This window comes from Methanoculleus marisnigri JR1, from assembly GCF_000015825.1.
In the GTDB taxonomy this organism is placed as follows: domain Archaea; phylum Halobacteriota; class Methanomicrobia; order Methanomicrobiales; family Methanoculleaceae; genus Methanoculleus; species Methanoculleus marisnigri.
Genome location: NC_009051.1, coordinates 1,939,416 through 1,951,732, shown reverse-complemented (window position 1 = coordinate 1,951,732; position 12,317 = coordinate 1,939,416). Strand labels below are relative to the sequence as shown.

Here is a 12,317-nt window from a genome sequence, read left to right as displayed (position 1 = left end):
ATCGGTTTTTTTGGTACTGGATGGTTCAAGAGCGAGGTGGCTGAGCGTGATGGCCTGCAGGACCTGCCGGGACGGCCCGTTGCCGAAGGTATGATGACGGGTGGAGGCGATACCTCTCATCTGGGGAACGTGCAGACAGCACGGAGGTGAACATCATCGCACACGCGTGGAACCCGGGCGACTACCACCGGCACTCCGCCGCCCAGGCCCGCTGGGCGCATGAACTGATTGGAAAGATCAAACTCGCCGGCGACGAACGGGTTCTCGACCTCGGGTGCGGCGAGGGAAAGGTGACCGCGGAGATTGCCGCCCGCCTCCCCTCCGGCTCGGTGCTCGGCCTTGACGTATCCCGTGACATGATCGCCTTCGCCCGGGAGCGCTTCCCCCCGGAGCGGTATCCGAATCTCCGCCTTATCGAAGGCGACATGCTCGACCTGCCGTTCGATGAGGAGTTCGACGTGGTCTTCTCGAACGCCGCGCTGCACTGGGTCGCCGACCACGGCAGGGTCTTTCAGGGTATCTCTCGCGCTCTCCGGCCGGGGGGAAGGGTCCTCCTCCAGATGGGCGGGAAGGGAAACGCCGCACCGATCCTCGCGATCGCGGACGAGATACTCACGGAGGAGCCCTGGACGAGGCTCTTCGGTGGTCCGGCCCCCTGTTACGCCTTCTACGGTGCCGAGGAGGAGCGTGGACTGCTGGAAGCGGCAGGGCTCACGCCCCTTCGGGCCGAGCTGATCGGGAAAGACATGGCGTTCGATCTACCTGAAGGCCTTGCGGGGTGGGTTCGGACCACCTGGCACCTCTACCTGGAGCCGCTGCCCGAAGACGTCCGGCCGGCGTTCATCGAAGAGGTGGTGAACCGATACGTGGAGAGGTTCCCCCCGGCCGACGGCCGCATCCACGTCCCCATGGTGCGCCTCGAGGTGGAAGCGGTCAAAGAGCCGGAGCCCTGACCCGGATTGGGGGGTGGGGGGCGGTATTCTGATGGCTCCGCCTGCCCCTAACGGGGCACGCGTCGCTACTCGAAGACCTTCGGTCTTCTCACGCTCCTGCTGCTCGTGATGCTCGCGCCAGTCGCTTGCGGAAACTATATATCTTGATGAATAATATTCGGGCAGCGTATGCGGATACGGGAGAAGACCCTGACGATCCTGCTTGTTTTATCGCTTCTTGCGAACGTCTCTCTCCTGGCCGTCGCCCTCGTGCCGGTGGACGGCCTCTCCCCGGCGCTCTCCAAACCGGGGGAGGCCGAACCTCTTCCGACCGCGACCGTCGCCCCTCTGTCCCCGGTGAAGGTGGTTGGGAACGGGAGCGTTGCCTCGATGCAGGTGCCGGTCATCCTCCAGAAGGTCGAGGTCGACCGGGGCGGCCCGTTACTCTACGAGGAGGTGACCGAAGAGGGGGCGATGGTGAACGTCTCGGTCGAGGTCGTGCCCGGGAAAGGAAGGGTGCTCGTCCAGACGACGCCCCGGATGGGGATCGTCTTTCAGGACGCCGCGAATCTTGCGGTCGTTGTCGCCGCCAACCGGTCCCGCGCCGATCTCACAGAGAACGATATCATTTTCAGCATCCAGGGCCCGGAGGACATCTCCGAGATCGACGGCCCCAGTGCGGGGGCGCTGATGGCCGCGCTGCTCCTCTCGGTGCTGGAAGACTTTGCGCTCAACGAGAGCGTGACCGTGACGGGAACCCTCAATGAGAACGGGAGCATCGGCCCGGTCGGCGGGATCCTCGAGAAGGCGGAGGCTGCTCGCCGCGGCGGGAAGACGCTTCTCATCATCTCCGACGAGAATAATCGGGTCTTCGAGAACCATGAGGAGACCCGATCGTTCGGCGGACTGAGGATCGCGCGGCAGCGGCCGGTCATCGTGGACTCGAAACAGTATATCGAGGAGAACCTCGGCATCCGGGTGAAATACGTCGATACCCTCGACGACCTGCTCGCCGATCTTCGTGCTCCCGCACCCGACCCGGCCGCCGGGACGGCCTGACTGAAGGGTATTTATCCTTTCCCGGGCCACATACCCGGATAGTATGAGATCCGAGAAACTGCTGATTGGCGGGGTTCTCGTGGTTGCCCTGGCCGTCGTCCTGGTGGTTCTGCTGCCGGGACTCTCCTCGCCGCAACCGCCCGGCCCCGGCCCGACCCAGCCTCCTACCCCTACCGTGGCTCCGACCCCTACCCTGGTGCCCGTTCCCGGGAACGGCACCTATGTCAACACCCCCTACGGGTATGCCGTCACCTGCCCGGAGGGGTGGTTTTACACCGAGTCCGGCGAGAGTGTCTGGTTCTCCTCGCCGGATAAGCACGAGGAGGTTCGCGTGAACACGAACCCCGTTCAGGTGGACGCTGTTCCGGAACTGGTTCTCGAAGCGCTGAACACGACCTACGTGGAGGACCTTCGCGCCGGGATCGATGCCGAATGGGTCTCGACGGAGGAGATCTCTCTTGACGGCGTCCCGGCATACCGATCGGTCTTCTCCGTCCCCATCGTCGATGAAGACCGGTATACCTTCGTCATCCGTTACGCTGTCAGGGACGGCGTCACCTACTCGGTCATGCATACGGTGTTCCCCCCCGGGTACGATGTTTACAACGTCGACGCGGCTCCGGCGGCGGAGTCGTTCCGTTTCCTCTAATTTTTTTGGCACCCCATTATTCCGGAAGCATCGAGGATGACAGCCCTGGCTGTAAATTCGGGATCACAAAAAAAAGGTGGCGGGTAAATGGAGTTGTTGAGAGGTGATTCTCTTCAGCAGGACGTTTAGGGGTGCTTCCCCGTCACCTGTTTCTTCTCCAGCAGGATATCGTGGGTGACCAGAGGGAGGATCGCCGGGGAGGGAATATCAAAGTGCGATTCGATAGTCCGGTCGCGTATCAAGGCCTGTGGTGATTCTCCTCTGTTCCTCTCATATGGAGGCGAATCTGCTGGAGTGGTGTCGTATGGTTCAATCCGTTTCGTCTGCAGCGGAAGCCCGCTGCGACGTACAATCGTAAGGATCTCCCAGGATAAATCCATTATGATACGGGATTTTGTTTTTTTACGCGGATGGGCCCGATTGATTTTAAAAACACGTGATTTTGTGGGCTATTTCGCATCGCCCCGGCCAGGTGATCTCACCCTCGCCGAAACATCCCGTCGAGTCTGCGTCTGTCGAACGCCACGACCGTCGGCCTCCCGTGCGGGCATGTCCAGGGGGTCTTCGTCCGGGCGAGTTGCATGATGAGACGCTTCTGCTGGTCGGGCGTGAGAAGGGCACCGGCCTTCACCGCTCCACGGCATGCGACGATACACGTGACCCTCTCCCGCCGGTCGGGGGCGGTGCGGGATTCGTCGGCGAGGAGGTCGGCGATCGTCTCCCGGACTGTCCCGGGGTCCTCGACTGCGCCGAGGGCGGCCGGCACCGCCCGGACGGCGAAGGTGTCCCGGCCGAACTCATCCACCACGAACCCTTCGTCCGCGAGGAGAGGGATCGCGTCCCGGAGAGCGGCGGACTCCTTCGGGGGGAGCGAGAGGACGACCGGCGTGATCAGCTCCTGCGACCCGGCCGCCTTATCGCGCTGCTCCGTGACCTGGTCGTAGAGGACCCGTTCGTGGGCCGCGTGCTGGTCGACGAGGTAGAGGGTGCCGTCGGCCCCCTCCGCCACGATGTAGGTCGCGGCCACCTGCCCGATCGGCTCCATTGCGGGGAGGAGGTTCTCTCCTCCTTCCGTCTCGGTCCGGCGGAGTTGCTTATCGGAGAGGGTGAGCCCCCGGTGCCCGGCCGTGTAGGGTGCCCCGGGCTCGCCGACCGGCGACGGGGTCGGCACCTGTCCGGGATCCGCCGCGATGATCTGCTGCTGCACCGGCTCGACCGGAGTTTCGCGTGCGAGGTCGTGACCGGCAAGCGCCTCATCGACGGCGGCCGCAATCGCCCCCGTGATCTCCCGCTCCCGGGAGAGGCGGATCTCCCTCTTCGTCGGGTGGACGTTGACGTCCACGAGACCGGTGTCGATCGCAAGATCGAGGAACGCCACCGGGTAGCGGTCTTTCGGGAGAAGGGTGCCGTAGCCCTCCCGGACGGCGGCGGCGATCTGCCGGGAGGCGATGCTTCTGCCGTTGATGCTGACGGAGATCTGCGAGGGGTTCCCCCGGCTCTCCGACGGCCGGGAGATGTAGCCGCGGATAGCGAGGAATGGGAGCCGTCCTTCGACCGGGACGAGCGACCGTGCAAGGTCGGCGCCGTAGAGCCCCGCGATGGTGTTCAAGGCCCCTCCCGATCGCTGGGTTGCCATCCGCTCTTTTCCGTTGTGCACCACCCGGAAGGCGACCTCGCCGTGGGCGAGGGCGAGACTCTCCACGACGGCGTAGACGTGGGCGAGCTCGGTGTTCCTGCTTTTGAGGAACTTCCGGCGGGCGGGGGTGTTGTAAAAGAGGCGTTCCACCGCGATCGTCGTCCCCTCCGGCGCCCCGACCTCGCTCTTCTCCACGATCTCGCCGCCCCGGACCACCAGCCGGGTGCCGGCGAGCGCTCCCCCTCCCCGGGGGCGGGTGACCAGTGTCACCTCCGCGACGGCGGCGATGCTCGCGAGCGCCTCCCCCCGGAACCCGAGGGTTCTGACGGCAGAGAGGTCGGCGATATCCCGGATCTTGCTCGTCGCGTGGGGATGGAACGCGAGGACCGCCTCCTCCGGGGTCATGCCCTCGCCGTTGTCGGTCACCCGGATCTTCGTGATCGCGGCCATGTCCGAGGAGACGTCGATCAGAATGCTCGTCGAATCGGCATCAATCGCGTTCTCGAGGAGTTCCTTCACCACCGACGCGGGCCGCTCCACGACCTCGCCGGCGGCGATCTGGTTCACGGTGTCGGGATCGAGGACGCGGATCTTCGTCATCGCTCTCTCTCCCCGTTTGCAATCCTCTGGAGGCGGCAGAGGGTGGTTAACGCCTCGATCGGAGTCATCTCGTTCGGGTTCAGATCTTTGAGTTCCCTGACTGCGGGGTTCTCCTGAACGGCCCGCTCGCCGGGGTCGACGAGGAGCATCTGGGTGTAGCGGGGGGCCCGCGGGCCGCCGGAGAACTCCCGCGCCGACGCCTCCTTCAGGATCTCCATCGCCCGGTCGGTCACCTTCTTCGGGATCCCGGCAAGGTGGGCGACGTGAACACCGTAACTCCGGTCGGTCGCGCCGGGGATGATCTTACGGAGGAAGACGACGTCGGTTCCGGTATCCTTCACCGCGAAGTGGAAGTTCTTCACCCGCTTGAGGGTGCCCTCGAGGTCGATCAGGTCGTGGAAGTGGGTCGCAAAGAGCGTTCTCGGCCCCGCGACCGCCTTCCCGTGCAGGAACTCCACCACCGCCCGGGCGATGGCGCACCCGTCCAGCGTGCTCGTCCCCCGCCCGATCTCGTCGAGGATGACGAGACTTCCCGCGGTGGCGTTGTTTAAGATGTTTGCAAGTTCCAGCATCTCGACCATGAACGTGGACTGCCCGGAGGCGAGGTCGTCGAACGCTCCCACCCGGGTGAAGACGCGGTCGACGATCCCGATCGTCGCGTGCCGGGCCGGGACGAAACTTCCCACCTGGGCCATGATGCAGCAGAGCGCCACCGCCCGCATGTAGGTGGACTTGCCCGCCATGTTCGCCCCGGTGATGATCATGATCTGGTCGGCGGCGGAATCGAGTTCCGTGTCGTTCGGGACGAACGGGACCGGGAGGTGCCGCTCCACCACCGGGTGGCGGCCGTCGCGGATGACAACCCGGCCGCTCTCCTCGATCGCGGGGCGGGTGTAGCCGTAGCGGGCGGCGACTTCGGCAAGCGCCGAATAGACGTCGAGGAGCCCCACCGCCCGGGCGGTCGCCTGGATACCGGCGACCTCTGCTACGAGCGTCCGGACGAGTTCGGTGTAGATCTCCGCTTCGAGGGCGGTAAGGCGCTCTTCGGCGGTCGCGATCATCGCCTCCTTCTCCCGGAGGTCGGGGATCGTGTAGCGCTCGCCGTTCGCGGTCGTCTGCCGGCGCTCGTACTCCGGCGGCACCAGGTGCAGGTTCGGCCTCGTCACCTCGATGTAGTAGCCGAAGACCCGGTTGTAGCCGACCTTGAGCGACTTAATCCCGGTTCTCTCCCGCTCCTGCTGCTGGAACTCCGCGATCCAGTCCTTCCCGGACGTCGCGAGGTGCCGGAGTTCGTCGAGCTTCGCGTTGTACCCCTCCCGGATCATCCCGCCGGCACGCGCGGTGGCCGGCGGCTCGTCGACGATCGCCCGGCCGATGAGATCGGTGACGGCGGCGTGATCGCTCATCGCATCGAGGGCATCGTGGACCCGCACGGGTGCGTCGGTGGGGAAGAGCGTTTTCACGTCCGGGATGGCACAGAGAGAATCCCTGAGCGTCGCGAGATCCCGGGGCCCTGCGTTCCCGTAGGCTATCCTTCCCGCTATCCTTTCCGTGTCGGCGAAGTCGCCGAGGGTCGCGCGAAGCGCCTGCCTCTCAAGCGCGTGGTCGAAGAACCACTCCACCGCATCGAGCCTCGCCTCGATGGCATCCTTCCCGAGCAGGGGGGCGATCAGGAACGACCGCATCGTCCGGCTCCCCATCGATGTCTCCGTGACGTCGAGAGCGGAGAGGAGTGTGCTCCCGTCGCCTTCGCCCCGGATGCCCGCCGTGATCTCGAGGTTCCGCAGGGTGATCGCGTCGAGCGCCATGTTCCCCGACGGCACCCGTGTCGAAAGCCCCGAGATGTGGGAGAGGGATGATTGCTGTGTCTCCTGGGCGTAGCAGAGCGCCGCTCCGGCCGCGGCGACTGCTCCCGGCATTCCGGCGCACCCGTAGCCGTCGAGCGTCGTCGTCCCGAACTGCCCGCAGAGCCGCTCATAGGCCGCGTCGGGATCGAAGGCGTCGTCGCGGTAGCGGCTCACCGGCACCCCGAGGCTCTCGAGCCGGGCGGGGAGCGTGTCACCGAAACTCTCGGGGACGATCGCCTCCGTCGGGCGGTACCTGACGACCTCCGAGACGATCTCGGCGTATTCGCGCCCGCCGCTGCCCGAGGATACGAAGAACTCGCCGGTGGAGACGTCCAGGAACGCGAGGCCGAAGGTCTCTTTCCGGTCGGGGGCGACCGCCATCAGGTAGTGGGCGCCGGCCGAGGCGAGCATCGAGGAGTCGATAAGGGTTCCGGGGGTGATCACCCGGGTGACGTCCCGCTTCACGATGCCTTTTGCGGTCTTCGGGTCCTCCACCTGGTCGCAGATCACCACCTTGTAGCCCTTGTTCACCAGGCGGGCGATGTAGCCTTCGGCGGCGTGGTGGGGAACGCCCGCGAGCGGCATCCGGTCGCCGTTCTTGTCCCTGCCCCGGGCAGTCAGGGTGATGTCGAGTTCGCGGGCCACCACGCCGGCATCCTCGCCGAAGGTCTCGTAGAAGTCCCCCATCCTGAAGAAGAGGACGGCGTCGGGGTACCGGGCTTTCGCTGAATAATACTGCCGCATTGCCGGGGTCGGTCCGTCGGTCATCGCTTCTCCTTATAGAATCCGCACGGGGCCACATAAGGGTAATGTCCCGGGAAATCGGGCGGAACGCCCTCCGATTTACTGCACCACTCCGGCGGCCCCGGGCAAACTAAATACGTCCTGAACGCGTAAATGGAACACGATACTGTATGTCGGCGACTATCGCAGAAAAGGTATTTTCGCAACGGTGCGGGAGATCCGTCCGCGCGGGAGAGGTGGTGATGGCACCAGTGGATGCAGCGATGATCCACGATATCACCGGCCCGCTTGCGGTCAGGGTCTTTCGCGAGATGGGTGGAGAGCGCGTATTCGATCCCGAACGGATTATTATGCTCTTCGACCACCAGGTACCCGCCGACTCGATTCCCGCCGCCGAGAACCACGTCTTCATGCGCCGGTTTGCGGATGAGCAGGGGATCCACAACTACGACCTCCTCGAGGGCGTCTGCCACCAGGTCGTGATGGAGAAAGGGCGGGCGGCGCCGGGTGAGATCATCGTCGGGACCGACTCGCACACCTGCACCTACGGTGCGGCGGGGGCGTTTGCGACCGGCATCGGTTCGACCGATATGGGGTTCGTCCTGAAGTTCGGGGCGCTCTATTTCCGGGTGCCCGAGAGCATCCGGATCGAGGTCGAGGGCGCGTTCGGCCGGAGGGTCGGGGCGAAAGACCTGATCCTCTCTCTCGCCGGCGACATCGGCGCGGACGGGGCGACCTACATGGCGCTCGAGTTCACCGGTGATGCCATGCACACCATGAACATGGCGGGCCGGATGACCTGCGCGAACATGGCGATAGAGATGGGGGCGAAGGCCGGGATCGTGACGCCCGACGCGGCCACCTGGGACTACGTCGCCGCCCGACGTGATATCGAGCCGTTCGACCTCGCGGGCGATCCGGACGCGGAGTACCGGGAGCGGCGGCACTACGACGTCACTGACCTCGCCCCGCAGGTCGCCGTCCCGCACAACGTCGACAACGTCGTGGATGTCGGAAAGGTCGCGGGAACAAAGGTCGACCAGGTCTTCATCGGCTCCTGCACGAACGGCCGCTACGAGGACCTTGCCGAGGCGGCGGAGGTGCTCGGGAACGCCGACCGGTTCGCCGACGGCGTCCGGGTGATCGTGATCCCGGCCTCGCGAACGGAGTACCTCAAGGCCCTCCGGGGGGGGCTGATCGAGCGGTTCGTCGAGGCGGGCGCGCTCGTCGAGGCGCCGTGCTGCGGCCCCTGCATGGGCGGGGCGTTCGGCCTCCTCGCCCCCGGCGAGGTCTCGCTCTCGACGTCGAACCGGAACTTCCGGGGCAGGCAGGGGAGTGCGCAGGCGTCGGTCTACCTCTCCTCGCCGGCGACGGCGGCGGCGAGCGCCCTCTACGGCGAGATCACCGACCCGAGGGAGGTGTGAATCATGCGAGTCTGGAAGTTCGGCGACGATATCGATACGGATGCGATCATCCCCGGGCGGTTCCTCACCATCTACGACCCGGGGGAACTTGCGAAGCACGCGTTCGAGGGGACTCGGGACGAGTTCGCGAAGGAGGCGCGGGAGGGCGACGTCGTGGTCGGAGGCAGCAACTTCGGGTGCGGCTCCTCCCGCGAGCACGCGCCGCTCGCGCTCCTCGGCGCCGGGGTGAAGGTCGTGGTCGCGAAGTCCTTTGCGCGGATCTTCTACCGGAACGCCGTGAACACGGGTCTCCTGCCCCTGGTCTCTGCCGGGGCGGAGAGCATCCGGGACGGCGATGCCGTCACGGTGAACCTCGCCGGAGGCTACATCGAGGCGAACGGGAGACGGCTCGCCGTCGAGCCGGTTCCCGGGTTCATGAAGGAGATCGTCGATGCCGGCGGCCTTGTCGCCTACGCAAAAGACCTGGATGAGGTGAAGACATGCAGCACCGAGTAGCCGCAATCGGCGGGGACGGTATCGGCCCCGAGATCGTCGCGGCGGGAAAGGATGTCCTTGATGCCGCAGGAGAACGCTTCGGGTTCGATATCGCGTGGACCGACTTCGATATCGGGGCCGACCGCTACCTCGCGACCGGCGATCTCCTGACCGAAGAGGATATCCGGGGACTCTCGAAGTTCAACGCGATCTACTTCGGGGCGATCGGCGATGACCGGGTGAAGCCCGGGATCCTCGAGAAGGGCATCCTGCTTGCGATCCGGTTCCACTTCGACCAGTTCATCAACCTCCGGCCGATCAAACTCCTCGACGGCGTGGCAACGCCGCTCGCGAACAAGGGTCCGCAGGACATCGACTTCGTCGTCGTCCGGGAGAACACCGAGGATTTCTACGTCGGGATCGGCTCCCGGTTCGCCGGACGGCGCGAGCAAAAGACCCTCGATGTCGTCCGCGACATCTACAGCGTCAGGTTCGGCCTCGATGTCGAGACCGACGCCGAAGAACTCGCCTACCAGATCGGCGTCGTCACGCGAGAGGGTGCGGAGCGGGCGATCCGCTATGCCTTCGACCTTGCCGCAGCGAGGGAGAAGAAACTCACTTCGGTCGACAAAGCAAACGTCCTCTCCGACGTCTACGGCCTCTGGCGCGACGTCTTCACGGACGTCGCCGCCGGCTACCCGGACGTTAAGACGGAGTTCAACTTCGTCGACGCCGTCACGATGTGGTTCGTCAAGAACCCCGAGTGGTTCGACGTCGTCGTCACGCCGAACATGTTCGGCGACATCATCACCGACCTCGGCGCCATGATCCAGGGCGGGCTCGGCCTCGCCCCCGGCGGGAACATCAACCCGAACGGGACCTCCATGTTCGAGCCCATTCACGGCTCCGCGCCGAAGTACCGGGGCCTCGACGTCGCGAACCCGCTCGCGACCGTCTGGGCGGGCTCGATGCTCCTCGACCACATCGGCGAGCACGAGGCGGCGGCGGCGGTTCTCCGGGCGATCGAGCGAAGCATCCTCGACGGGTTCGTCACCCGGGATATGGGCGGCGCGAAGAAGACGAGCGAGGTCGGGCGCTACCTCGCGACGCTTGTGAAGACGGTGTAGGGCTGCCGCCCCTCTTTTTTTTATGGAAAACCGGCCCGGTGCGTCCGTTTTACTCCCCTGCACCGGAAGTAGGGGAGGCGTTGAGTTGCCACTCCTCGTACATTCCTTGCCCTGTCGTCACCACTCCTCCGGCAGGCATCCAGCCCTGGGGGTCGCCGGTGATGACGAGATGATAATGGTCATAATATCGATTCAGCATCCCTGCATCAAACTGCTCAACCCACCCGTTCTCGCCCCAGATGTCCGAATAGATCTCGATTCGCGTTCCATTTTCATAGTACGCGTAGACGGGGATGGTGTAGGAGTACCGGCATCCCGGGTTGATACCGCGTGTTTCAACGATCCCTGGGGCGCCTGCGATCAGGGTGAGGTTCTGCTTTGGGGAGAAGAGTGATTCGTTGCCGAATGGGTACCGTGTGTCGATCAACTGTGGGACAACCTCAGGACGGAATTTGTCGCCGAAAGAGGTATAGTTGTAGTAGTCCACATGAATCGGTCTTGCAGGATCCATCTGGGGAGCAGTCAACTGGAGGTAGTATTGACCGTCGACAGGAACGATCGTGCAATCATAATGTTCTGGGAGATGATCGACGTAAAACGCATCGGAGATCTGCTCGGAACCGATGGCAGGCAGGTCGTCGCGTGTCGGAACGGGGACGAGGAAGGTCACGTTCTCGATGGGCGTGTTCGTCTTGATGGAGAGTTTATGCATGAAACGTGTATGAAGACCTTGTGGTTCATCCGAGAGACAGCCGCAGAGGAAGACCTGGGCAACGACGAGGGCGAGGAGGACGATGGGGAGCTGGCAACGCATAGAGGGGTATATTCTCTCTCAGTATACATTCATTCCCCCGGAGACGCTCTCCGTAGGGTTACCTGCCCATTTCCTGCCCCCTTCTGCCTCAGCAGGCCGAAAAATTCGTTCTACTCCCCTGAACCGGAAGTGGTGGAGGCGTTGAGTTGCCACTCCCGGTAGATCCCTTCCCCTGCCGTCATCACACCGTCGGCAGCCATCCAGCCCTGCGGCTCGCCGGTGATGACGAGATGATAACGATCGGAGTATTGATTCAGTGCCCCTGCATCAAATTGCTCAACCCATCCGTTCCTGCCCCAAATAGTTGAATAAACTTCGATCCGACTTCCGTTCTCACAATACGCGTAGACAGGGATGGTGTAGGAATATCGGCATCCAGGGTTGATACCACGTGTTTCAACCGCCTCCGGGGAGCCTGCGGTCAGGGCGAGGTTCTGCTTCGGGAGGAAGAGGGACTCATTGCCGAACGGATACCGTGTTTCGACCATTTGCGGGACAATCTCAGGCCGGAAATCACCTGCAAGGGAGGTATAGTTTTCATAGTTCACCCGCACAGGTTCTGCAGGGCTCAGGAACGGGGCAGTTAACCGGAGGTAATACTGGCCGTCGATCGGGACGATCGCGGGCGTAATGTGCTCTGGGAAACGGTTAGCATAAAACGCATCGGAGATCGGGTCATGACCGATGGCAGGCAGATCACCGCGGGCCGGGATGGGAACGAGAAGGGTCACGTTCTCGATGCGGGTATCCGTCGTGATGTGGAGAGTATATGATGAGGATACGCTGAAATCTTGAGGCCCACTCGAGGTACAGCCGCAGAGGAAGACCTGGGCAACGACAAGGACGAGGAGGACGACGAGGGGCCGGCGATGCATGCAGAAGCATGTTTCTTCCTGGTATACATTCATTTCCCCGGAGACGTTCCCCGTTCGGTTATCAATTCATTCCCGGCCCGATCCCGACCATCGGACAGATTGTTCAGGCCTTTGAGCACGATCGGACCCTCCCTGC

10 protein-coding genes are annotated in these 12,317 nt (G+C 64.1%); 6 read left to right on the top strand and 4 right to left on the bottom strand.

Annotated features, from left to right (window positions below):
- The first annotated feature begins 146 nt into the window (after window positions 1–146).
- From MEMAR_RS09645 to MEMAR_RS09635, 3 genes are all read left to right on the top strand, one after another.
- The gene (locus MEMAR_RS09645; protein ID WP_011844790.1) at window positions 147–953 is read left to right on the top strand and encodes a methyltransferase domain-containing protein; all 807 of its coding nucleotides are present in this window, start codon (window positions 147–149) and stop codon (window positions 951–953) included.
- A gap of 168 nt (window positions 954–1,121) precedes the next feature.
- On the top strand, window positions 1,122–1,991 hold the full coding sequence (locus MEMAR_RS09640; protein ID WP_011844789.1) for a S16 family serine protease: 870 nt from the start codon (window positions 1,122–1,124) through the stop codon (window positions 1,989–1,991).
- A 43-nt stretch (window positions 1,992–2,034) separates the two neighbouring features.
- Window positions 2,035–2,640: a hypothetical protein gene (locus MEMAR_RS09635; protein ID WP_011844788.1), complete on the top strand. Its 606-nt coding sequence runs from the start codon at window positions 2,035–2,037 to the stop codon at window positions 2,638–2,640.
- A gap of 478 nt (window positions 2,641–3,118) precedes the next feature.
- On the opposite strand, the gene mutL is transcribed toward MEMAR_RS09635, so the two are convergent.
- Together mutL and mutS are read right to left on the bottom strand one after the other, a co-directional pair.
- Window positions 3,119–4,876 (bottom strand): DNA mismatch repair endonuclease MutL, encoded by a 1,758-nt coding sequence (gene mutL, locus MEMAR_RS09630; RefSeq protein WP_011844786.1) that lies wholly within the window; start codon window positions 4,874–4,876, stop codon window positions 3,119–3,121.
- Window positions 4,873–7,491: a DNA mismatch repair protein MutS gene (gene mutS / locus MEMAR_RS09625; protein WP_011844785.1), complete on the bottom strand. Its 2,619-nt coding sequence runs from the start codon at window positions 7,489–7,491 to the stop codon at window positions 4,873–4,875. Before mutS ends, mutL begins: the two co-directional genes overlap by 4 nt.
- Before the next feature lie 146 nt (window positions 7,492–7,637).
- Between mutS and MEMAR_RS09620 the strand changes: the two genes are divergently transcribed.
- Genes MEMAR_RS09620 through MEMAR_RS09610 form a run of 3 tightly spaced genes read left to right on the top strand, consistent with a single transcriptional unit; the run spans window position 7,638 to window position 10,492 of the window.
- Window positions 7,638–8,891, top strand: a complete 1,254-nt coding sequence (locus tag MEMAR_RS09620) for a 3-isopropylmalate dehydratase large subunit (RefSeq protein ID WP_011844784.1) — start codon at window positions 7,638–7,640, stop codon at window positions 8,889–8,891.
- Window positions 8,892–8,894: 3 nt separating this feature from the next.
- Window positions 8,895–9,386: a 3-isopropylmalate dehydratase small subunit gene (locus MEMAR_RS09615; RefSeq protein WP_011844783.1), complete on the top strand. Its 492-nt coding sequence runs from the start codon at window positions 8,895–8,897 to the stop codon at window positions 9,384–9,386.
- The gene (locus tag MEMAR_RS09610; RefSeq protein WP_011844782.1) at window positions 9,371–10,492 is read left to right on the top strand and encodes an isocitrate/isopropylmalate dehydrogenase family protein; all 1,122 of its coding nucleotides are present in this window, start codon (window positions 9,371–9,373) and stop codon (window positions 10,490–10,492) included. Before MEMAR_RS09615 ends, MEMAR_RS09610 begins: the two co-directional genes overlap by 16 nt.
- Window positions 10,493–10,541: 49 nt before the next feature.
- On the opposite strand, the gene MEMAR_RS09605 is transcribed toward MEMAR_RS09610, so the two are convergent.
- Together MEMAR_RS09605 and MEMAR_RS09600 are read right to left on the bottom strand one after the other, a co-directional pair.
- Window positions 10,542–11,306 (bottom strand): hypothetical protein, encoded by a 765-nt coding sequence (locus MEMAR_RS09605; protein WP_011844781.1) that lies wholly within the window; start codon window positions 11,304–11,306, stop codon window positions 10,542–10,544.
- Between the two features lie 110 nt (window positions 11,307–11,416).
- Window positions 11,417–12,214 (bottom strand): hypothetical protein, encoded by a 798-nt coding sequence (locus MEMAR_RS09600; protein WP_245526587.1) that lies wholly within the window; start codon window positions 12,212–12,214, stop codon window positions 11,417–11,419.
- Window positions 12,215–12,317 lie beyond the last annotated feature (103 nt).

Excerpts from the sequence above, each read along its gene's own strand:
- MEMAR_RS09640 (WP_011844789.1), top strand. The coding sequence starts at position 1,122 with ATGCGGATACGGGAGAAGACCCTGACGATCCTGCTTGTTTTATCGCTT.
- MEMAR_RS09635 (WP_011844788.1), top strand. The coding sequence starts at position 2,035 with ATGAGATCCGAGAAACTGCTGATTGGCGGGGTTCTCGTGGTTGCCCTG.
- mutL (WP_011844786.1), bottom strand. The coding sequence starts at position 4,876 with ATGACGAAGATCCGCGTCCTCGATCCCGACACCGTGAACCAGATCGCC.
- mutS (WP_011844785.1), bottom strand. The coding sequence starts at position 7,491 with ATGACCGACGGACCGACCCCGGCAATGCGGCAGTATTATTCAGCGAAA.
- MEMAR_RS09620 (WP_011844784.1), top strand. The coding sequence starts at position 7,638 with ATGTCGGCGACTATCGCAGAAAAGGTATTTTCGCAACGGTGCGGGAGA.
- MEMAR_RS09615 (WP_011844783.1), top strand. The coding sequence starts at position 8,895 with ATGCGAGTCTGGAAGTTCGGCGACGATATCGATACGGATGCGATCATC.
- MEMAR_RS09610 (WP_011844782.1), top strand. The coding sequence starts at position 9,371 with ATGCAGCACCGAGTAGCCGCAATCGGCGGGGACGGTATCGGCCCCGAG.
- MEMAR_RS09605 (WP_011844781.1), bottom strand. The coding sequence starts at position 11,306 with ATGCGTTGCCAGCTCCCCATCGTCCTCCTCGCCCTCGTCGTTGCCCAG.
- MEMAR_RS09600 (WP_245526587.1), bottom strand. The coding sequence starts at position 12,214 with ATGAATGTATACCAGGAAGAAACATGCTTCTGCATGCATCGCCGGCCC.